Raw genomic sequence first — 21126 nt, 5'->3', positions numbered from 1 at the left:
TTGTGCGTGCGAGTTTGAACGTATTGGAGCTTTGCTGCCATTGGGAGATTTTCAACAGCCTGTTAGGCATTGAGCAATCCAGCGAAAATTCCTGCGTTGCCGCACGGATCCTCTTTCAGGCATCCGTGGGCGGTGAGGTGGGGCCCACCGACAGCTAGTCCTGCTCCATGATCCAGGACCGCAGGGCGAGCATCTCCTCGCGCCATTCAGGGCCCAGGCGGGTCTGCAGGAATTGCAGATAGAGTCCGTCCAAAAATTCCAGCGCTTTTTCAATCAGATACATCTTTTCATAAAACGGCCCGTCCGGGTCGTCACCCTCCTCGGCCTTCATTGCGACCTTCGGAGTCTTCAGGCTGCCGAAGCTGAAATCTTCCGCTTTGAGCTGGAATTGCCATTCGTTGGCGTCTTGTTCGAGGCGGACCCGGGCCTGGTTGACCTTCTTGCCCGTGGTCAGGCCCAGCCGGGCTTCGCGCATTTCCGCCTGCGGCCCGCTGCAGACCGCGGTCTCGACATTGTCGCCGTCGCCGCCCTGGACCGCAATGCGCTGCTCAATATACAGGGCAAAGTCCTCACCGGAGGTTGAACGGAACATGCCGGAACTTTTCTCGCTTTTAAACCACAGCCAAGTCAGGAAATCCTGCCCCAGATAGGGATCCAGGGTCGCGGCTTTATTGAGATCGATGTCTTCGGTCATTTAGATCAGGGCTCCCGGTTCGTAGTCGTCGAGTTTGGCGCGGTCCTTGGCTCCCAGGACATTGCGAGCCAGGAAATACGGAGATTGCGGTTCCAGATGGAGTTCAAACGTCTGGGTGAAGAGGTCTTCGAACATGTCCTGGATTTTGGCCTGGGTGGACCCAAGGTAGATCCGGTTGGTCCCGATGTTCCAGACCACATCAAAGGTGGCCGGAATAGGCAGGGTCCGAGCCAGGAGTTTCAGGCGGACCTGTTCCTTGAGTTCTTTCTTCTGGTCCCGGGTGACGTACTTCTGGCCCTGTTCACGAGCCCGGGCAGTGAGTTCCTCCAGGTCCAGGGTGTAGTGCTTTTTGAGCACCGCGGCCGGGATGCGGCGGGTGTCGAGGCGAAGTTTGAACGTCAGGTAATCGCCCTTGTGCGGCGGGGCTGTATGCCATTCGTTGTCCAGCATGTTGTCGAAACAGACCCAGCCGAAGGAGCGCTCGTCGGCGGTGTTGTCGATGTCCTGGAAGGCAAAGCGTTTCAAACGGTCGTCGATCTCACCCCACGTGGTCTGGGGCACGGTGTCGGTGATCCGATAGCGGGTGAAGCTTGAACTTGCGGAAAGGAAGGCCATAGTGCATGTCCCGGGTGTTGCGTTTTGTCAGGTTTTATAAAAACAAGATGGATATAAAAGATGGGTAGGTGAGCGAAAAAATGGTTTACGCCGGAAGGCAAAAGGCGTTGAACCTTCAGCTTGGGACGCGTTCGCTGTCAAAAGACTTCTATCTTGCCGTGACTTCGTTTGCAAAGCAACCCAGCTAGCCAGCCCCGGCGCATGGGGTGTTTGTGCCGGCCATCGAAGGGAAATGCTCACAGCCGTTTTGGGTGTGTGACTGAATGGGCCTGACTAGGCCTTGAGGCTCAGGGACATGCCCGTTGTCGCCCGCATCTGGCTCTTCAGTTCTTCGGCCCACCAAATCCCCCCCACCCAGGCTTTTCATTCTTTGCTTTTTGCAGCCCTTGGCCCAAAACAACCTGCTACAGACTCTCTCGCCCCACGCCACATCAAATGCTTCCAATTCTTCAATACCTCAATTTTCAAATCCCCCAATCTCCCTCCCCCCTTGCTCTTTGCTCATCAAGTGAAGTATACAGCGCCTCATTCGACATTGCACTTCATACACCCATAGTGTTTCCGGATGCCATAGATGCTTCTTTTTTACCGAGTACTGCTGTTTCTGACCGGTCTGTTGGCCGTGAGTTGCGGTCTGCTGGCAGTAGTCCGGCCTCGAGCCGTACAGCAGTTCAACCTGCCCCTCGCGCGAATGCTCGCTCTACTCCAATCCGAGATCCGCGTGGAGCGATATTATTACCGCTATCACAAGGTGACCGGCCCCGTGACGATTCTGGGTGGAGCCATTCTCTGCCAGGCTGCCTGGATTGTGTCCAGTCCCGGCATTTTCCCAGAATCTTGTCGCATTGTGCATCAGAGTTTGGCCATTACTTATGCCTTGTTTGGAATCGCGGTTGTGGGCTTGGGTGTGGTCGTGACCATCAGGCCCAGCGCGTTAAAATCGTTGGAATCGTGGTCCAACACACGCATCACACGGCAGACGCTCCGAAAGCGGATGCTCCGTTTTCGAATGTTCATTGTGGATTGGACCCTAAAATATCCCAGGGGTTTTGGGATTTTGGCTGCCCTTGCCGGTTCGGGATTGCTCTGTGTGGTTCTACGTTCTCTGCAATGGTAATCAGCTTAGCTATTTTAAGGGGTGTTTCCCTGTAACGGCGAGGCATAGCGGTTACTATCTAGAATGATTGGATGATAGTTGGTTGGGAACCTTTGCCGTTTGCGTATACAAGAGGGTGCTTGCATGGAAATGCAAGGTGTAACGCTTTTGTAATAGTTGACAATCATTATTATTTGTGAAATTGAGAAATCCGAAATCCGGTGCGCCGGAAAGTGTGCGAGTTTTTTGAACAGCGCCCGCGGGCGCGGAAAATTTGAGAGGTATTTCATGGAAAACAAAGACATCAAAAAGTCGCAGGGCGGTTTTACGTTGATTGAGTTGGTGGCCGTACTGGTTGTGCTGGGCGTGCTGGCGTCCTTGGCAGTGCCTAGATTTGCAGATCTTCAGACTTCGGCAGAAAAAGCAGGGGCTGCTAGTGCTGCTTCAAGTGAGGCTATGGGGGCAGCTGCAAGTGCTGGAGTAACATGGAATGGGACTTGTTCTGATGTGCCTACTGACTTTTTAGAAGATGTTGAGGGACTTAGCACTATCGAAACTGGTACTGAAGATGGTGGAACCGGCCACTTTACAATCCCTGGTAAATGGACTGAAAATGGCTTTGAAGATCCAGTTTGGTGTCAAGTGAAGTCATAAGACTAATATTTGGAAAAGGCTATTGCAATCTAACGCATCAATATGACTATTTTCTTTAAAATCCGGCCTTCATTTGTAAGGCCGGATTTTTTATTTGCGGTTCCTCACACAAATCTGTGCATAATTTGGGGTTCAGGTAGCCCGCCCATGCAATGGTACAGATTCCGGATGTAGTTCTTGGCCGACCTGAACCCGTATGCTCTGTGACTAATGACTTTAGCCTTATTGTTGAGGCCTTCCACCGAGCCATTGCTGATGGGCATGTCGAAATAACTGAGAATATTTTCTTCTTTGCGGCGCAGCATCCAAGCAAAATTTCGCATTGGCTTCAGCCTGGAATGCGTCGCCCACCAGAACCACTTGTCGAGGAAATCTTTGGCTGAAGTCCTGCACTCATACGACCAGAACTGGCGAAATGATTCCTTGAGTAAATACGCCCTGTTGATTTTGAGATTGAGTTTTTCCAGTGCACTCAACCGAGATGCCTGCTTGTCAGTCAGGTTCCACGGGTTCTTGAGCCAGATATATCGGGTGTCTTTAACCAGATCCTTGTGCTTTTGGCCCTTCTCCCGGATCTCGTCTCTACGGACCTGGTCAACGGCTTCATTGAGATGCCGGACAATGTGGAATTTGTCGAAGACCATCGTCGCTTTCGGGGCCTTGTCTTGAATGACCTGGGTATACGGCTCCCACATGTCGCAACAGACCCCTTCAAGCTTATCGATCTTGCTAGGGCCAAGCGAGGTGAAGAAGTTGGTAATTGTTGCCTTTGTCCGTTTTTCCCCGCTCCATACGAGTCTGGAGGTATTCAGGTCGTAGACATTGGTTAGGTATACTTGGCCCTTTTCTCGGGAGATTTCGTCAATCCCAATGTGCGTCAGATTCGAGAGATCTTGATGGGCCAGACCATACTCGACAATCTGGTCAACAGCAGCGGCCACGGTACCCCAGGAGCAACCAAAAAGCTGTGCTACATGTTTCCAGGGCAGTAACCGGGCCCACGAAGCCAGGAAGTGGGCAAAAGCCGTTGTGAACCGATGTTTGCCTGTGCTCCAGGGGAAATACTCCACCTTGACGCCACAATGTCCGCACCGAACTCTGCGGGGGCTGTACCGGAGCCATACAGGGATCCCCCAAAGAGGGACATGGCGAAAATAGCGACTTGTAAGGGTATCCCGATACTTGGCAGCGCTGCCGCAGCGGCTGCAAAAGAGCAGATGACGCCGGTCTGGGGCTATATCTACGGTGATCCCGCTCGTATCACCTTGAACCCGACCGACACGAAATCCTTGAATATCCAGCGTCAATTTGGTTAACTGGGACACGAGCATGAGTTCCTCCTGGGTGATAGGTTTGTGTGGTAACTACCTAACTACCCGAGAGGGCTCATGCTTTTCAAGTTTTTGGCCTCAAGTCAGGCACAGATTTGTGTGAGGAACCTTATTTGCCCGGCAAAACCGGAAAATCTCTCAGCTGAAAGATGCTGTGTTGGCCCGGACCGAAGGGAAGAAGATCTGACTCGCAAGGGCGCTGTTGGCAACGGCAGGGGCTGCAAGAAGCGATAAAGTTTGCAATGGCCGGAATGAAAATGAGCTTGATTCGGCAGATTAATCGGGTGAGTTTTTAAAACCGGATAGTATCGGTTGTTGTCCCCACGCATAGCGTGGGAACAACAACATCCCCGACAATTCCTTGCTTGCTCTTTCGATTGATTAGGGGAAAATCCTGTGGCAAGGTGTGATTTTCTAGAAGCACACCCGACCCGACTATCTCGCGATGCAGGAATCGATAGCCGCAACAAAGATGGCTCTATACATGACACAACTCCCATCCAAGTTCAGAAGACCCAAACTAGGCTTTACCCTGCTGGAGGTCATTGCCGTGCTGGTGCTTCTGGGGGTGCTGGCGACCCTGGCGCTGCCGCGACTTTCCGGGCTATACAGCTCGTTGGACGTGCAAGAAATCCGGGACCAGTTCATCGGTGATTTGCGTCAGGCCAGGTCCATGGCTCAGGGGTGTGCGAAAACTGTAGTTAATGTTACGACCAGTGGGAATGATTGGTCGGTTGCCCCAGACCCGGATGATTGCGGGTACTCTATTTCCAGAACAAATCTCCCTGATGAGATCGCAATTGCCATAGACGGACCAATCTTATTTCAATACCCGGAAGGCAATTTATCGGGCAGTTCGGTCACGATCACGCTCAGTGCAAATGGTGATAGCCAGCACGTCTGCGTAGATGGCTCGACAGGGGCAATACAGCGCCGGGCTTGCAATTAGGAGCAGAAAATACAATGCGAACCTGGAAATATCAGAAGGGAGTGACTCTGCTGGAGTTGGTCATTGGCCTGGTGCTGTTCGGTATAATTGCCTGGGGTTTTACCGCGGCCATCCTCCCCAGCTTGAAGAATATGACGCAGCGCTCGGAGGCTCCGGAGGAGTGGCTGCATGCAGCTCGAAGCGAAATGGAAGAAATAATCCACGAATGTGATCAAGGTGTGAACGGTAGTATTTGCAATAAAAACGCTGAGGTTACTAATGCTACAATATGTGACAATGATCATATCAGTGATGGCTATTGTGAAATAATCAGATCCGGTTCACCTAATGATGATTACGGAGACATAATACTCCGGTTACCCCTTCAATAGAGGTCAAGAATGGCTGACTTCCTTTCCTCGGTAATTCAGCGACGATCCCCAAAAAAAACGGCTTCGGGCTTCACTTTGCTCGAGCTAGTGGTTGTTTTGGTCTTATTGGGCGTTATAGCGGCCTTTGCCGCCCGACCTGTAGCCCAGACCATGGAGGTGTGGCTGGGCACCATGCGCGGCCAAACAGACCGGGTTGAGGTTCACTATGCATTGGAAAGGGTCGCCCGCGAAGTGCGTGAGGGAAATATTTCCTGCGATGACATGGGAGATATTTCAATAAGTTGCACGGAAACGGAAAGTGGTGGCTTATATGAAATAGAGGCAGAATTAGACGGATATAAAAACTCAACAGATGTATTCAACCGCAACCAGTGAAATTCTACCACCCATCCATACATATAAGGTGATGTTTTTGCCATATGGAGGCTAAACCGTGATGCGTCCACAATCTGATACACAATGCCACGCCCAGCATGGTTCGGTGATTATCGCTGCCATGGTTTTCTTGGTGGTGGTCGCGGCTGCTGCCGCTGGCATCTCTCATCTGACTTTTTCCTCTGCCATGGTTTCCACTGAGCGTGTGGATTCAGAACGGGCCTTTTATGCCGCAGAGAGTGCCCGATTGATGGGGTGGTCTAGGACTGAATCTATAAATTTTGGCAATAATACTGATGATCTTGGAGCGAATTATGATGGTGGGGAATATCGAGGCTGGGTTGGGGACAGCTGGAATGATGCCCGTGCCAGGCATGCAATTGAAACCGGTGGTGGGCCATGGAAGGACCCTAATGATCCGCATTGGGATGAACCCGATAATGCTTACAATCCGGATGACATCAAGGATACGACATTTAACGATTTAGCTATAACAAAAAAAATAAGTGGTGGACCTCATGTGACGATTACAGGCGGTTTGTATATTAACGCAAAAGTAGCAGGATCATCACAGTGGGAAGTACAAGGTGATGCATGTATAGGCAATGATGCTGAACTTAAAGGATGGCCAGGACAATCAGCGTTTGAAGGTAATGTTTTTTTTGAGAATGAAGAAGCAATAGATGCAGTTGAAGTCGGTGGAGGAGGGCCACCAGGCGGTGGAGGAGGGCCACCAGGCGGTGGAGGAGGGCCACCAGGCGGTGGAGGAGGGCCACCAGGCGGCAATTATGACGGCTGCGTATACGTGAACGGAGAATTAGATGAGGAGCGTTCTGGTGCGAGTGGTTGTGATGAAGATAAGTCAATTTGGTGTGGTATAGGTGGTTTTGATGGAGGTGGAGGCGGAGGTTCATGGGGATATGCAAGTTCTGATTGAAGTATACCTCCAGACATAGAAAAAAGAGTGCTGTGAAAAGCATTTTCCTGCAGCGTTGGTGTTACGATGTGCAGGGGTGTATGGGTAGCATGAACCGAGGGAGTAAAATCGAGGAAGGATACCATGTTCCGTAAATATGCAATTATTGGACTTTGAGGGTGCGCCACCGGCGTCCTTTTACAGGTGAAGGGTAAACATTTCAGCCCCAGTAAAACTTCCCGCAGGTGACCTAGTTTAGGATGAAATGCCAAAATCCCAACTCCCTGCCCCTTGCCTCTTCCTTCTTCTCCACGCCCCATGCCCCATGCCTCTTTAAATAGTCTTCGCCAAATCCCACATGGGCAAAAATACTGAGGCGGCAAAAAATCCCACCAGCACTGCCAAGAGGGCGATCAGAACCGGGCCCAGGTTGTCAGCCATGCGTTTGACTGCAAAATCCACTTCGTCGTCGTAATGCGAGGAAATCTCGCTGAGCATCTCGTCCAGATTCCCGGACTCTTCGCCTACAGCCACCATATTGATGACCATCGGCGTGAAATACTTCGCGGATTTCAACGGTGTCGATATCCCTCTCCCCTCCCGGAGCTGATCTTGAATCTTGGCAAACTCCCGGGAAATGGCAGCGTTGCCAATGGTCCCAGACAGGACGGACAAGGTATTCAAAACCGACACGCCACTGGCCTGGAGGATGGAAAAGATATTGGCAAACCGGGCCATGGCGCCTTTCTGAAAAACCGACCCGACAAGGGGCAACTTCAGGAATAGCCAATCCTTGTGGTACTGGCCTGTGGAGGTCTTGAGGTACATCTGTAATCCAACAAAGGCCAAAGCGGATCCTGTCACAAGGACCGGCCAATAGCCCAAGATAAGTTCGTACAGGGCAATATTGATCCGGGTGGGCAGGGGCAAGGCCACGCCGGCCTGTTCAAATATTTCAATGAATTGGGGCAGAATGAAGGTGAGCAAAAATAAAAAGGCAATAAACATGGCTACGAGCACGATCTTGGGATAGCGGGTGGCGCTTTTGATATCGGAGCGCACCTTGTGCTCATGCTGCAAGAGGTACACGAGCCGGTCCAGGACTTCGCCCAGCCGACCACTATCCTCCCCAGCCTGGATCATGCTGCAGTACAGGTTGGAAAAAATTCTGGGATGCTTGACGAAAGCCTCGCTCAAAGAGATCCCGCCTTGGATATCCTGGCCAATGGCGGCTGCGGCTTTTTTGAGCTTCAGATTTTCAGTTTGCTCTTCCAAGATTTGCAGCAAGTTGGTTATGTTGATGCCGGCGTTGAACAGGGTCCGAAACTGCTTAGTAAACAAGATGAGTTCCGGGGTCTTGACTGTGGACAGCATCAGATTAAGGCGTTCTTCCACTCCATTGAGGGAGGAAAAAGAGGAGCTTTTGGCCGGGGACACTTTCTGGGGAATGTATCCTTGGCTGGCCAGCTTTTCCTGGGCCTCATATGGGCTTGTGGCCTCAATGAAGCCATTTACCGAGTTTCCTGTACCGTTTATGGCCTTGTAGTTGTATTGCATATTCCTAGCACGATGTTTGAGGCATTAGGTCATCACCACGGATACGGCTTCCTCAACTGTGGTCAAACCTTGGCAGACCTTGCTGGCGGCATCATGTCTCAATGTTTTGAGCTTGCCCGACTGGACTGCGGCGGCAGTAATTTCCCGGGTGGTGGCGCGTCGGTTAATCATGTCCTGGATTTCTTCATCTATGTTGAGTATCTCAAAGACTGCTATTCGTCCCCTGTACCCGGAATTCATGCACATGTTGCATCCGCGGCCCTGGAGAAAAGTGCAACCGGAGGATTGCTCCAGGCCCAAGGCGCGCAGGCCCTCGCCAGTCGGCTGATATTTCTCAGCGCAATTGGGGCAGACCCGACGCATCAGGCGCTGAGCGAAGGAGACCAAGAGCACTGATGAAACAAGAAAGGGCTCTATGCCCATATCTATGAGCCTGGTAATAGCCCCGGCTGCGTCATTGGTGTGAACCGTCGAGAACACCCTGTGCCCGGTCATGGCGGACTGCACCGCAGTATGGGCGGTCTCAGAGTCCCGGATCTCGCCCACCATGATGACGTCCGGGTCCTGGCGCAGGATGGAGCGCAGCCCCGAGGGAAAAGTCATCCCGGCCCGGCGATTGAGTTGCACCTGTCGGACACCCTCCACCCGGTACTCCACCGGATCCTCCAAGGTAACGATATTGATATCCGGGTGGTTTATCCGGCGCAGGCTGGCGTAGAGGCTGGTACTCTTGCCGCTGCCTGTGGGGCCTGTGGACAAGATCAAGCCGTAAGGCTTGTGAATAGCAGCTTCCATTTTGGCCAGATCGTCCTCCTGCATACCCAGGTCATCCAAGGTAAAGGCCTTGGCGCTCATATCCAAAAGCCTGAGGACGACATTCTCCCCATAAATGGTGGGGATGCAAGAGGCTCGGACATTGATTTCTTTTTTTTGCAAAATGATTGTAAATCGTCCATCCTGAGGAATTCTGGTCACGGAGATATCCATGTTCGCCAAAATTTTAATCCGGGAAACAAGGGCAGGAAAAAGATTCTTGGGAGGGGTGGACATTTCCCGCAGTTTGCCATCTATGCGGAATCTGGTTTGGACCTTCTCTTTTTCAGGGCTGAGATGGATATCGCTGGCCCTCTCTTTGATTGCCTGCGCCAGTATGGAGTTAACCAGCCTGACAACTGGAGCCTGATCCGCCTGGTCTTCGAGGGAACTTACATCAACATCCGTCGCTTGCTCTGTGTCTTGGCTTTCATGGGTGAGGTCCATGTGCTCCACATCTTCCATGACCTCTTCCATGCCGCTGTCTATGCCGTACAGAGTCGTATATATTTGTTCAAATTCGTTTTCGGTGCAGACGACAGGCTCAATCTCCATGTTGGTGTGTACTTCGAGGCCGTCCAAAGCTTCTATATCCAAGGGATCAGAAGTCGCAACACCAAGCACATTCCCCCTGCGAATCAAAGGTATTGCCTGATATTTTTGGGCTATCTCCGAGGGGACAATCTGGGCCAAATGCATATCCAAGGGATACTTGGAGGGAGTGTACCTGGGGATTCGCATTTGTTGGCTTAAAAGTTCAACAACCTTGTCTTCCCGGATGATATTGAACCGAACAAGATACTGACCTAGCTTAAGGCCTTGTTTTTTGTGCTCAGCCAAAGCGCTGTCAAGCTGTTCTTTGGTAAGCATGCCTTGCTCTACGAGCATTTCCCCAAGCCTGATCTTTTGTCTCAAGAACTTATCCTTTGTCTATTCTATGTCTTGCGCAATATTGCCAATGTACATATTATTTGCATCCAGTACCTGGGCACCTGCAAAAATATTGTATTCGACATCTTGCATAGTTTTTTTTGCTTGTTTCGACTGCCGAAAGGGCGTCTTGACTACTACATGGTATTGAAGGCCATTTTTGGAATCCCAGGTGCAGAGAACGCGGAGTCGATCCGGGCCATCCAACATGGCATCATAGGCTTCATCAAGTTTTGTATGGGTAGAAGTGACAATCCAATATTGTTGATTTTCCTTCGCAGGCTCAAATCCTGTTGCGGGGATATGTATCTGTTGACCCTGGTGAATGATGTCAGGGTTTTCAATTTCCGGATTCGCCTGGATGAGTTCCTGTAAAAGATCCTCGCTGCTGGTGCCATATATCCCCTGGGCTATATTCCACAAATTTTCATTTCTGTTGACATGGACGGAACCAAGGAGTTGAGGAAGACTGGGGTTTTGATCATCTATGGGGGATGGAGTAGGTGTAAACTCTGTAGGTGGCAGATTCTGAGGTTCGCCCTGGGCATGGGCACCTTCGGGGCTCCTCTTTGCTAGTGGTGACGTATGTATTTTTTTTTGGATCGGCTGGAGGACAGCAGGTTGTGAATTGTGTTCTTGGTCCGGGGGCGGTGTCGAGGAGAGTGATTGCTCTGATGTTGATCGATTCAGGCTTTCAAAGACAGTGGGGTCCATAAATGCAGAGTTGGTATATATAGCGTTAAAAGTCCACAAGAGAGCCAGTATAACCATACCCCCTGCGCACCAGAACAGTCGTGTCCAGGGCAAAGGGCAATGCAGGGCTTGGAGGTTGCGGGCAGCATGGCGGACCACTGCAGGAGTGACCTTGTGCGTACCTTTGATGATAAGGGTCAAAAGGATATTGTGGCCCAGGTTTATGATCTTGCGGGGATATCCCCCAGTCATGGTGTGCACGAGACGCAGGGCCCGGCGAGTAAAGACGACTTTTTTTTGCTCTGGGTCGCTTGCGCAGGACCGGTCCAGGCGGTAGCGGATGAACAAATCCGTGTCTTTGCGGCTCAAAGGCAACAGCTGGTGATACAGGCTGATCCGGTCAGCGAAATTGGGCATTTGCTCCAGGAGCTGGTCGATCTCCCGTTGGGCAAAAATGAGGATCTGTACAAGCTTTTGCGAATTCGTTTCGAAGTTTAACAGCTCGCGCAAAATTTCAGCCCCGGTGCTGGTCAGCTTCTGCCCTTCGTCAAGCAAAAGCGCAATCGTCTTTTGCCTGTCGACTCCCTGTAGGAAGAGATAATCCTTGATCATCTCCTTATGCTGCCCGGCGTTCTGGCATTGACCGGCCTCACCTGGACCATTGAACATAGAGTTGATGGTGCTCAACATTTCCAGTTCATCGTTAAAGGAAGGATCCAGGATCAGGTGCATTTCCAGGGAGTCATCGTCGACTGTGGACTGGAGCAGGTGCCTGCAAATCGTAGTCTTGCCAGTGCCTACCTCTCCACAGACAACGCAAAGTCCTCTGTGTAGTCGGAGAGCTATTTCAATATTGTGCAGGCAGTCCGCATGTTTGGAAGAGCGAAAAAATAGGTCTGGGTCCGGAGAATTAGAAAATGGTTCCCGGGTGAGGTTCAGTAGCTTGTAGTAGTCCATTGCTTTGGAAAGAATCTCAATATTTCGTCTAAAAAGAAAATTTTCATGATCCTGGTTGATCCAAAATGGTGGGAGTGATGAAAACCATGAACTCCTCCATATCTTCACTTTTATCTATACCCTTGAATAGCCAACTCAGACCAGGCACTTTTCTGAGCCCAGGGACTCCATGTTCAGTGCCACTGACGGTTTGCTTTGATAAGCCTGATATGACGATGGTTTCGCCGTTGCGGACCAAGAGGTTGGTTTCCGTCTCTTTGGTTCGGATCAAGGGATTGCCTTGGACATTCTGGGAAAAATCCACTTCGTCTTTGGTGACAACAATGTCCATAGCCATCAAATCCCCTTCAATTATTCTGGGGTGAACTTTTAGGCCCATTGCCACATCCTCAAATTTAACGACACGATCACCATCTTCATCAGTGGTTTCGTAAGGCACTCTCTCTCCGTGCTGGGTTGAGGCGCTTTGATTATCCATAGTGGTCAGGGATGGACTAGCCAAGATATTGACTTGTCCCTCTTTTTCCAAAGCTTGAAGCTGAGAAAATAATACGTTTCCGGCAATTTCTCCGACGACTGTCCCTAATTTTAAACCACCGAGTGTATCCGTTCCGCTACCTGGAAGGGTGGTGATAGCAGATCCCCAGTCCTCGGGTTCTTGTGCATCGCCTATGATGCCCACATCTTCAATTCCCCTTCCTGACGTCACATACCTTCCTCTCCAGCGCATGCCTAATTCTCGAGCGGTATTTTGGGTGGCCTCTACGATACTGGCTTCAATATGGATTTGTTTTCTGGGGCGTTCCAAATGATTGAGAACGTGAAGAATGCGCTGAGTGTCCTCTTTCGTGGCTTGGATAATTAGGGCGTTGTTTTCCCTGTCCACAAACAACGTCCCTTCCTTGCTTCCTCCACTTGCATTTTTTAGAACTTCCCGCAAGGTCTTTTCCAGTTGATCCAGATTGCCGTTGTCATTGGTATTTCCGCTCTTTACGCCTTTGTCTACAATGTGGGCATAGTCAATATCGACAACAGTCGTTTGCAGGATCTGGGTTTCCTTTTGGATTTGCTGGAGTTCTTTCTCCATTTGCATATCTTTTGGGCTTTGAACTTGAATTATATCTCCCTGCCAGGAATAAGTCAGGCCGTTGGTGGTAATAACACTCAAGAACGCTTGGCTCCAAGGAATATCTTTGACATCTAAGCTCATGGTGCCACTAATATTATTGCTCATGACAATATTTTGGCTAGCTGCCGATGCTAGAGTACGTAAAATAACTTGTATTTTGTTATCACGAAATTTTAAAGAGACTTTCTCCCGAGGCAATTTGTGTTTTTCTTGTTGATGACGCTCTAAACTGGTAAAGGTATCAGGCTCATGAGTATTCGCTTCTTGGGGTACAGGCGAATGGCCTTTGGATTTTTCCGCCAGTTTCTGCCACTTATCTATAAATTCAGGTGCCTTTTCCTGATCGGTGGTAGCGCATCCGGACAAAAGCAGAATTGTGAATATTGCAATGCATATTGTGGTTGACCTGAGCATAAACTTGGGACTCCTTCAGAGATCATTCCCCTGGTAGGAAATAGATATTTTAGCCTGGTTTTCCTGATTTTTTAGGGTTACTCGATTCGGTTGGATGTTGACCAGGATATATGTGCCTTGTTGTAATTTTTCCCCTGTCTGATATTCAAGCCCGTTTATAACAGCCATTCTGGTGTGCCCCATTTCCAGGTATCCAGTGTACGTCAATTTCGGAAGATCTTCCTCCGCCTTCTTTTTCACCTCATCAGGAGTCCTGCCCTCATCTTCAAGTGGGGCAGGCCGGGGGGCAAATGGGTTTTGTTGCGGCCACTGAGTGGCGGCTGCTTCAAGGACATAACGCTGGACCTCTTCCATTTCGACCTGTTTTAGAGCCTGACTTGTTCCCGCCGTGAGTTCTTGGACTTTATCAACGTCAACATGAGCTGTCTTTTGTGCAGAGCGATCATCATTCGAAATAGAAAAGATCAGTTCAAACCCTGCATATATAAGGGCAATGATCATAAGTCCTACAAGTATTTTTTCTCTTTTAGCCATAGTCTATCAATTAAAATGGTTTGAAGTGTTATTTTTTTGATTGTCAGAACCAATAGTCAACCAGAATTGGATTCCATATTCAGTACGGCTCTGTCTGCCAAAAACTTCGAGTGCTTCCAGGTTACTGAAATTTTCCCAGGCAATAAGTTTGAGAAAAAAAATCCTGAAATCCAGAGGATTACCTCGAAAAGAACCTTCCACCAAGAGCTTTTTCTTTTTTCCAGATAGAGACATGGGCACTGGAAAAAATAGAGCGTCTGTCAGCCCGACTGCTTTCGCCATAGTCTCAATTTTCGCTGCGGCATTTTCAATATGTAGAGGAGTGAAGCCTTTTTTAAATTCTTTAAATGTGTTTATACGCCTATTGGTTGTTTTTGTTTTTTTATTTAAATTCGAATAGAGGGGTTGAAGAGATTGATGAAATTCTATTTTAGATGCAAGTTTTTTTGATTTGGACTGGAGGGCGGATATTTCAGATTTAGTAGGCAAAATAAAGAATAAAAATATGAAAAGCAAAATCAAAGCACTAGCAAGAAGTAACGCTAAACTTTTTTTTGTAAGACCTATCTGACCTAATTTTTCCATTTTATATTTGCTCCAGATTCACTTTGATCACGAAGTCAAGTACTTTTCCTAGCGTCCTCACTTCTTGGATTGAGCTCTCTTGGAGTGTTGTTTTGTTGAATACTGGAGATTGACGCAGGCGATAGAGGTAACTTGCTAAATATGTTTGGAGCTGTTTTTCTTCGCCAATTATATAGCCCTTAAGCAGCACTTGGACGTCCTGGCCAGATTTCGGTTTGCCAGTTTCCATGCGAATTTTGAACAGCCTGACACGCTCTGGAGTAGCAGAGATGACGTCTCTCATAGCCGCTACTGGCAGGAGATCGTGGCTGTGGTCCTGAAGTGTCGAACTATCCTTATGAACCTGAGCAATCATGTCTTTGATCATTTTTTGAGAAATAAGGGGTGAAAATTCTTCGAGCCTGTGGTTCAAGCTGAATACTTTCTGTCTGACCTGGGCCAGCTCATTATTAAGTTGCACCCAATACCCCCCTATAAGCAAATAGATCGCGATCACTGCTGAAGCGACCAATGTGGCATTGCGTTTTGCGACCCTTTGCTTTTCCTGATTCTTGGCTGTGTTTAAAAAATTTGGGGTCTGCTCTGTGCTGGACAAAGCCAAGCCAGTAGTGCTGGTTAAAAAAATGCGCTCTTCCTTGTTCAGGGAGCTGATGGGGGAGGAGATGTTGTTTCTGGTGGGGGTGAGAGGTTCCAGGACCTGGACTTCTAGCCCTAATTGGTCTTGCAAGAAAGCAGTGACCGACTCAGCCGGGATCAAGCGTCCACCAAGATAAATTCGAGCAGGGGCTGGATTGCCTAAAACGTTTATTGAATGAGCAATGGTCCTCTCTACTTGTCGAGCTAGCCGCTCCATGGCGGGAGCGATCATGTCCAGAATCTTTTGAGGGTGGTATTGTCTATCTTGGTGATCGTCAGGGTGTGATTTGCTGCCGGTTTCAAGCCAGTTAATAAGTTTTAAGGCTTGCTTCTTGTCCGTTGGACTGTTGTATTGAGGAGGGAAATTATCAGAATCTCCCAGGACGTGGACTTCAGGAGCTGATACCTCCTGTTCCTGAATCATAGATTCCAGCATACTTTCCAGGCCGGTTTTGGTCGTACGACTCAGAAGCAGTTTGTTGTCGCTGTCGTAAATGTTGATCGAGGAGTTATGCTGGTAGATATGTAATACAGCGAAGGGTTTTTCTTTGGAGTCAACCCAATTGTGAGTGAACAAGTTTTGCAGGCTGAAAGCCGGAAGGGTGATGCCCTCTAAGTCTACTCCGGACTTAGAGAATACGTCCTTCAGGTTTTTGACTGTATTCTTGGGGAAGGTAGAAACCATCGCCCAATATTTTTTGACGTCTTTGTCGGCAATCTGGTTTTGAATTCGATAGTCAAAGACCACCTTGTCTTCTTCGAAATCATTGTCTCTCTTCGCAGCCCAAAAGACAGCGTTAGCCAGACCTTTCTTCATAAGGGGAATTTTTGTATGCCAGATTTCTCCTTGGGAAGCCGAAAGCATGGCCCAAACATGAGCTTTTTTTATTCCTTCTATGCTTTGTAGTTGGCTTTTGAGAAAGGACCTGAATTCGGGGCTATCTAAAGCCATTTCTTCCCGCATAGGGATAGTGAGGGCCTGGATCGCCTCCCAGCCATGGCCTGATTGCGCCATTCTAACTACATTTAAGTGCGTGTCTTGAATCTCAACACCGATTGTTTCTTTAGGCTTGAAAGGCACGAAGTGATTTCTTTTTGACTTCTTCGATGTTCTTTTTTGCTTATTGTGGACAGCTTGTGATTCGAACACAGCAACAGTTTCGTCTTCAGGCTTGTTGCGGATAACGTGTAGAAGTTTTTCCGTTGAAGATACATCTTTTTCATTGGCCACGCCAGGCTCTCCTGTGTATGAAAATAATTCTTGCAAGCTTGCCGAGGTGAAGCCGCATATATATTTACGATTGGGGGCTGTGCTCGAGCACGGCCAAGTGGGGGAACAACATGGCAGATAGGATGTTTTGAAGGGGCACTTCGTCCAAGCCCCCACGAAATGCCAAGCTTGTGTAGCGAAATGTCGCGGTCAAGTAAATAAAGACAGCGTCGACTTCTGGAATCGGCCGGATATTATTTCCTTAGCCAGACCAGGGGTTAGGGTAATTTTTTGCGGCAGTCAATAGCTTTTGCGGGGTTGATAAATGTCGGAATGGAGATGATATTTTTTTTATGTAGTTGACAGCTCAGTGTCAACGAACCCCATTTCTCCATTTTTTTTACGCATCAAATTCCTTACTCGTCGAAGGCGGACTTGATTCTCTGCGGTGATTATCGTAGTAACAACTCGAGGCTGGAACCTCCTTGTGTGGTCTGCCGGCCTCGGCGAATATTTTGATATGCGGGTGCGTAAATTGCGGTTTGAATCCGTGGGGTATGTATGTCGGAAGACCAAATAAAAAGTGATGGGGTGGCAGATAATGTGTTTGTCGCTCGCCAGCCTGTGTTTGATGCCTTTGGCGAGGTATGGGGTTATGAACTCTTATTCCGAGCCTCGGGCGAAGCAAGTAATGCGGTAGTCGCGGACGGGAAAAACGCTACATCTCAAGTCCTCATCGATGGTTTGGCAATAGTGAATCAAAGTGTTGGGCCCAAAGCCAAAAAGTTAATCAATTTCGATGCTGAATGTATTGTGGCCGGTTTGGGATGGGGGCTTCCAGAAAATTCGGTGATTGAAATTTTAGAACATGTCCCTCCTTCAACAGAGGTTGTGGAGGAATGTCGCCATCTTTCGACTCGCTATGAATTGGCTCTGGATGATTATACAGGTGATTCCAATTTCAATGATTTCCTGCCGTATTCGTCCATTGTCAAGGTCGACGTCCTCGCCCTTGATCGTCAGGGAATACAAGACATAGCTTCACGACTCAACAAAAGTGGTCTGACGTTGCTGGCCGAAAAAGTGGAAGACCGGGAGATGTACGAGTTTGTTTGCGGCTTGGGGTTTACCCTTTTTCAAGGCTTTTTTTTCAGTCGCCCCAAGACATTAGGGATGAAAAAATTGTCCAGCAGTCAAATTTCTCGATTGCAAATTTTGAAAGCGATTGAACAAGAACAGGAGATAGAGCGTCTCGTCCGCATTGTCCAAAACGATGTTGCTATTACCTACCGATTGCTCAATTATATCAATTCCGTCGGGTTTGGCTTGGTCCAGGAAATTTCTTCTGTCAGCCACGCTATGCGGCTTTTGGGGCAGCGACATGTGAAGAGTTGGCTCAGCGCACTAGTTTTAGCCGATTTTGCCAACCACGGGGAGAAACTTGAGATCGCCCATATGTCTGTTGTGCGAGGCTTTTTCGTGGCCTCGTTTTCTGATGACATACCCACGACACTTCCTTTTGATTCACTTTTTCTTATTGGCTTATTTTCCTTGCTCGATGCGTTATTGGACCAGCCGATGGATGCAATTTTGGATCGTCTGCATCTCCAAGCAGAGATGGCAGCGCCACTCCTTGGTCAGGCATCCCCGGTTGACCCGCTTTTGGATATTGCCCGCGGGTGTGAATACGGGGATTGGTTTGCTGTGAAAAGCAGTGCGAGGGCTCTCGGGGCCTCGCCCGGCCACATTGCCACAATCTACAATGAAGCATTGATGCGAGCTCAGGCCTTGCTCAATGCGGTCTGACCAATTGGTACAATCCCGAAGGGAGTGTTGCTTCTTCTATGGAGGCGCCACCGCATAGTTGGCAAAAAGCCATACGATCGCCACATGGCCGGCCTATTGTCCGGGCGGTTTACAAAAAGGGGCCTGCAGCAGTGCGAGGTGCTCTCAGGCCGTCCGAATTTCCCGGCAACGCCCGTCAAGGGGAGGTAGGCTATGTCCGCGTCGATGCAGTGCGATCTGCACGTGCACTCCAAGTTTTCCAAGCGCCCGTCCCAATGGATTCTGCAGAAAATCAATTGCCCGGAAAGCTTTACCGAGCCCAAGCGTCTTTACGACATCGCCCGGCAGCGGGGCATGGATCTGGTGACCATCACCGACCATAATACCCTGGCCGGTAGCCTGGAAATCGCCCATCTGGACAACACCTTCGTCAGCGAAGAGATCACCACCTATTTTCCTGAGGACCGCTGCAAGCTCCACGTCCTGGCCTACCATGTGACTGAGGCCCAGCACGAAGATATCAGCCGTCTGCGGGACAATGTCTTTGACCTCGTCCCCTATCTCCGCGAACAAGCCATCTTCCACGTCCTGGCCCACCCCCTGTTCGCGGTCAACGACCGTCTCACCCTGGACCATGTCGAGCAGACCCTGCTCTTGTTCAAATATTTTGAAATCAACGGTGCCCGGGACGCCAGTCTGAACGTTGCTCTGCGCCACATCCTGGACAATCTGACCCCCGAGCGCATCGAGCACCTGGCTGAAAAACACGATCTGGCTCCTCTGCCCAAGCGGCCCTGGGAGAAGTACTACACCGGGGGCTCGGACGACCATTCCAGCCTGAACATCGCCCGGACCCATACGACGGTGGACGGGGTCACGGATCTGGCTTCATTCTGGGCCGGTGTCGAAGCCGGGCAGACCCGGATCAACGATATCGCCTCCAAGCCGCAGACCATGGCCCACAACCTCTACGGCATCGCCTACCAATTCTATCGCAGCAAATTCAATCTCGGCCGCCACGCGGGCAAGGACAGTCTGCTCCAGTTCGCGGATGCGGCGCTGACCACCGAGGAACCGGTTTCCTGCTGGTGGGGCAAGATCGGGAAGGTTTTGTCCTACAAGAAGGCGACGTCCCGTTTTTTCCAGTCCGAGTCACCGGGCATCGAGGATGTCCTGCAGCGCGAAGCCCGGCAGATCATCGCCGACGATCCCCGTCTCCAGGCCATGCTCAAGCAAAACGGCCAGACTGGTTGGGACAATGAGGACAAGTGGTACGAGTTCGTTCGTCAGGCGGCCTCGAAAGTGGCGCACCAGTTCGGAGATTCGATCCTGGACAGCCTGACCCGGGCCAAGCTGTTCAACGTCTTCAAGGTCCTCGGCTCAGCCGGATCCCTGTATACGCTGCTGGCGCCGTATTTTGTGGCCTACACCATGTTCAGCCGGGACCGCCTTTTCAGCCGTGAATGCTGCGAGCAATTGGTCCCGCAGGCGCAGGCCGGGGAGGAAACGCCGAAAGTCCTCGCCTTCACCGACACGTATGACGATGTCAACGGCGTGGCCCTGACCCTGCAGATGCAGGTCGAACTGGCCCGGCAGACGGACAAGGATCTCTCCATCGTGACCTGCGGTGCGCAGGCAAAGGACGAAGGCGTTATCGATTTTGATCCCATCGGTACCTTCCAATTGGACGAGTATCCTGAACTGGCCATGACCTATCCGCCGTTTCTGGAGATGCTCGATTATTGCTTTGAAAATGGTGTGACCCATCTGCACGCCTGCACTCCTGGACCGGTGGGCCTGGCGGCCCTGGGCGTGGCCAAGATTCTCCATTTGCCCATCTACGGCACCTACCACACCGCTTTTCCTCAATATATGGCCGAGTTGACCGGGGATACCGGCATGGAGGACATGACCTGGAAGTACATGACCTGGTTTTATAACCAGATGGACCTGGTCTATGTCCCGTCCAAGGCCACAGGTGATGAACTGGCGGCCCGGGGGGTGGAAGGAGACAGGCTGCGGACCTATCCCCGCGGCATTGATGTCGAGCGTTTCCACCCCCAGAAGCGCAACGGGTTCTGGCGTTCCTCGTATGCTATCAGCGATGAGAAGGTGAAACTGCTGTATGTTGGCCGGATTTCTAAGGAAAAGAACCTGACCGTGCTGACCCAGATGTTTCAGGAATTGACGGCACGGCGGGCTGATTTGCCGCTGGAATTGATCCTGGTCGGCGACGGGCCGTACCTGGCCGAGATGCGCCGCGAACTGCGCGGGCTGCCGGTGACCTTCACCGGCGTGCTGCATGGGGAAGAACTGGCCCAAGCCTATGCGTCCAGCGATCTCTTTGTCTTTCCTTCGACAACGGACACCTTTGGCAATGTTGTGCTTGAGGCCCAGGCCTCCGGCATCCCGGTCCTGGTTTCTGATCAGGGCGGGCCGCAGGAGAATATCGATCACGGCGAAACCGGGTTTATCATTCCCGGCGCCGAGCCCGGTGAATTCGCCCGGCGGGTTGAGGCCTTGGCCGATGACCCCGAGCGGTTGCGCCATATGCAGCGTGCGGCCCGGGACGCAGTGGCTGATCGCTCCTTCACCAATGCCTTTCTCCAGAGCTGGCACATGTTTGCTCCGACCCGGGAAGTCCCTGCGGAACAGACCTTTGCGACAGCGAGTTAGAAAACGTTGGCGGATCGAACGCGGGCGGCTTTCTGCATAGCCGGTTCGGCCCTGTGATTTGTGTTTTTGAAACGAGTTGGCCAGTGGTGCGGCCCTGCGTTTGGCGCAGGGCCGTTTTTGCATATTGGCTTTCTGTGCTGCGGCTATTGCGATTGCCCACGGGATGGGAAAAGCGCGTGGGGGCAGGCCGCCGGCGCAATTTTCGT

18 protein-coding genes are annotated in these 21126 nt (G+C 50.5%); 8 read left to right on the top strand and 10 right to left on the bottom strand.

From position 1 onward, the window contains the following. Positions 1-154 precede the first annotated feature (154 nt). Together DRET_RS10010 and rdgC are read right to left on the bottom strand one after the other, a co-directional pair. Complete coding sequence (locus DRET_RS10010; RefSeq protein WP_015752431.1) at positions 155-694, bottom strand: hypothetical protein; 540 nt, start codon at positions 692-694, stop codon at positions 155-157. Further along, positions 695-1309, bottom strand: coding sequence for a recombination-associated protein RdgC (rdgC, locus tag DRET_RS10005; protein ID WP_015752430.1), 615 nt, complete (start codon positions 1307-1309; stop codon positions 695-697). It abuts the gene before it with no gap. Positions 1310-1883: 574 nt separating this feature from the next. Here rdgC and DRET_RS10000 point away from each other — a divergent pair. Both DRET_RS10000 and DRET_RS14020 read left to right on the top strand, forming a co-directional pair. Then, the gene (locus tag DRET_RS10000) at positions 1884-2426 is read left to right on the top strand and encodes a hypothetical protein (protein WP_015752429.1); all 543 of its coding nucleotides are present in this window, start codon (positions 1884-1886) and stop codon (positions 2424-2426) included. Positions 2427-2693: 267 nt separating this feature from the next. Beyond that, a complete protein-coding gene (locus tag DRET_RS14020; RefSeq protein ID WP_083777256.1) occupies positions 2694-3059 on the top strand; it encodes a prepilin-type N-terminal cleavage/methylation domain-containing protein in 366 nt (121 codons plus the stop codon). Between the two features lie 104 nt (positions 3060-3163). On the opposite strand, the gene DRET_RS09990 is transcribed toward DRET_RS14020, so the two are convergent. Continuing rightward, a complete protein-coding gene (locus tag DRET_RS09990; protein WP_015751006.1) occupies positions 3164-4390 on the bottom strand; it encodes an ISL3 family transposase in 1227 nt (408 codons plus the stop codon). A 484-nt stretch (positions 4391-4874) separates the two neighbouring features. On the opposite strand from DRET_RS09990, the gene DRET_RS13955 reads away from it, so the two are divergent. From DRET_RS13955 to DRET_RS13765, 4 genes are read left to right on the top strand one after another with little or no spacing between them, the layout of a single operon-like run. Next, positions 4875-5339, top strand: coding sequence for a GspH/FimT family pseudopilin (locus tag DRET_RS13955; RefSeq protein WP_167317803.1), 465 nt, complete (start codon positions 4875-4877; stop codon positions 5337-5339). A gap of 14 nt (positions 5340-5353) precedes the next feature. Continuing rightward, entirely contained in the window at positions 5354-5710 is a 357-nt protein-coding gene (locus DRET_RS09980) for a type IV pilus modification PilV family protein (protein WP_015752427.1), read from the top strand. A gap of 9 nt (positions 5711-5719) precedes the next feature. Beyond that, positions 5720-6085: a prepilin-type N-terminal cleavage/methylation domain-containing protein gene (locus DRET_RS09975; protein WP_015752426.1), complete on the top strand. Its 366-nt coding sequence runs from the start codon at positions 5720-5722 to the stop codon at positions 6083-6085. A gap of 58 nt (positions 6086-6143) precedes the next feature. Further along, positions 6144-7022 carry a hypothetical protein gene (locus DRET_RS13765; protein ID WP_167317802.1) on the top strand — a complete coding sequence of 293 codons (879 nt, stop codon included), beginning with the start codon at positions 6144-6146 and terminating at the stop codon, positions 7020-7022. A 312-nt stretch (positions 7023-7334) separates the two neighbouring features. Here the strand turns inward: DRET_RS13765 and DRET_RS09970 are convergent, their stop codons facing one another. The 7 genes from DRET_RS09970 to DRET_RS09940 are packed head-to-tail and all read right to left on the bottom strand — an operon-like array spanning position 7335 to position 16480. Continuing rightward, the gene (locus tag DRET_RS09970) at positions 7335-8558 is read right to left on the bottom strand and encodes a type II secretion system F family protein (RefSeq protein WP_015752424.1); all 1224 of its coding nucleotides are present in this window, start codon (positions 8556-8558) and stop codon (positions 7335-7337) included. Between the two features lie 24 nt (positions 8559-8582). Then, on the bottom strand, positions 8583-10286 hold the full coding sequence (locus tag DRET_RS09965; RefSeq protein ID WP_015752423.1) for a GspE/PulE family protein: 1704 nt from the start codon (positions 10284-10286) through the stop codon (positions 8583-8585). A gap of 15 nt (positions 10287-10301) precedes the next feature. Beyond that, positions 10302-11951 (bottom strand): AAA family ATPase, encoded by a 1650-nt coding sequence (locus DRET_RS13105; RefSeq protein ID WP_015752422.1) that lies wholly within the window; start codon positions 11949-11951, stop codon positions 10302-10304. A gap of 43 nt (positions 11952-11994) precedes the next feature. Further along, on the bottom strand, positions 11995-13494 hold the full coding sequence (locus DRET_RS09955) for a secretin N-terminal domain-containing protein (RefSeq protein WP_015752421.1): 1500 nt from the start codon (positions 13492-13494) through the stop codon (positions 11995-11997). Positions 13495-13509: 15 nt separating this feature from the next. After that, on the bottom strand, positions 13510-14028 hold the full coding sequence (locus tag DRET_RS13100; RefSeq protein WP_148214050.1) for a GspB domain-containing protein: 519 nt from the start codon (positions 14026-14028) through the stop codon (positions 13510-13512). A gap of 6 nt (positions 14029-14034) precedes the next feature. Continuing rightward, a complete protein-coding gene (locus tag DRET_RS09945; protein ID WP_015752419.1) occupies positions 14035-14613 on the bottom strand; it encodes a hypothetical protein in 579 nt (192 codons plus the stop codon). 1 nt (position 14614) lies between these two features. Further along, positions 14615-16480 (bottom strand): type IV pilus biogenesis protein PilM, encoded by a 1866-nt coding sequence (locus DRET_RS09940; protein ID WP_015752418.1) that lies wholly within the window; start codon positions 16478-16480, stop codon positions 14615-14617. 540 nt (positions 16481-17020) lie between these two features. On the opposite strand from DRET_RS09940, the gene DRET_RS09935 reads away from it, so the two are divergent. Together DRET_RS09935 and DRET_RS09930 are read left to right on the top strand one after the other, a co-directional pair. Beyond that, positions 17021-18265 carry an EAL and HDOD domain-containing protein gene (locus tag DRET_RS09935; RefSeq protein ID WP_015752417.1) on the top strand — a complete coding sequence of 415 codons (1245 nt, stop codon included), beginning with the start codon at positions 17021-17023 and terminating at the stop codon, positions 18263-18265. Positions 18266-18457: 192 nt separating this feature from the next. Beyond that, entirely contained in the window at positions 18458-20920 is a 2463-nt protein-coding gene (locus DRET_RS09930) for a glycosyltransferase (protein WP_015752416.1), read from the top strand. The last annotated feature ends 206 nt before the right edge of the window (positions 20921-21126 follow it).

The sequence above is a fragment of the Desulfohalobium retbaense DSM 5692 genome, from assembly GCF_000024325.1.
GTDB lineage: Bacteria > Desulfobacterota > Desulfovibrionia > Desulfovibrionales > Desulfohalobiaceae > Desulfohalobium > Desulfohalobium retbaense.
The sequence above is the reverse complement of the archived record's forward strand: the minus strand, read 5'-3'. Positions and strand labels throughout refer to the sequence as shown.

Bases quoted from the DNA above. Each gene is read 5' to 3' on its own strand.
- DRET_RS09955 (WP_015752421.1), bottom strand. From the start codon at position 13,494: ATGCTCAGGTCAACCACAATATGCATTGCAATATTCACAATTCTGCTT.
- DRET_RS09935 (WP_015752417.1), top strand. From the start codon at position 17,021: ATGTCGGAAGACCAAATAAAAAGTGATGGGGTGGCAGATAATGTGTTT.
- DRET_RS09990 (WP_015751006.1), bottom strand. From the start codon at position 4,390: ATGCTCGTGTCCCAGTTAACCAAATTGACGCTGGATATTCAAGGATTT.
- DRET_RS13100 (WP_148214050.1), bottom strand. From the start codon at position 14,028: ATGGCTAAAAGAGAAAAAATACTTGTAGGACTTATGATCATTGCCCTT.
- rdgC (WP_015752430.1), bottom strand. From the start codon at position 1,309: ATGGCCTTCCTTTCCGCAAGTTCAAGCTTCACCCGCTATCGGATCACC.
- DRET_RS10000 (WP_015752429.1), top strand. From the start codon at position 1,884: ATGCTTCTTTTTTACCGAGTACTGCTGTTTCTGACCGGTCTGTTGGCC.
- DRET_RS09980 (WP_015752427.1), top strand. From the start codon at position 5,354: ATGCGAACCTGGAAATATCAGAAGGGAGTGACTCTGCTGGAGTTGGTC.
- DRET_RS09970 (WP_015752424.1), bottom strand. From the start codon at position 8,558: ATGCAATACAACTACAAGGCCATAAACGGTACAGGAAACTCGGTAAAT.
- DRET_RS09975 (WP_015752426.1), top strand. From the start codon at position 5,720: ATGGCTGACTTCCTTTCCTCGGTAATTCAGCGACGATCCCCAAAAAAA.
- DRET_RS13105 (WP_015752422.1), bottom strand. From the start codon at position 11,951: ATGGACTACTACAAGCTACTGAACCTCACCCGGGAACCATTTTCTAAT.
- DRET_RS13955 (WP_167317803.1), top strand. From the start codon at position 4,875: ATGACACAACTCCCATCCAAGTTCAGAAGACCCAAACTAGGCTTTACC.
- DRET_RS10010 (WP_015752431.1), bottom strand. From the start codon at position 694: ATGACCGAAGACATCGATCTCAATAAAGCCGCGACCCTGGATCCCTAT.
- DRET_RS09930 (WP_015752416.1), top strand. From the start codon at position 18,458: ATGTCCGCGTCGATGCAGTGCGATCTGCACGTGCACTCCAAGTTTTCC.
- DRET_RS09945 (WP_015752419.1), bottom strand. From the start codon at position 14,613: ATGGAAAAATTAGGTCAGATAGGTCTTACAAAAAAAAGTTTAGCGTTA.
- DRET_RS14020 (WP_083777256.1), top strand. From the start codon at position 2,694: ATGGAAAACAAAGACATCAAAAAGTCGCAGGGCGGTTTTACGTTGATT.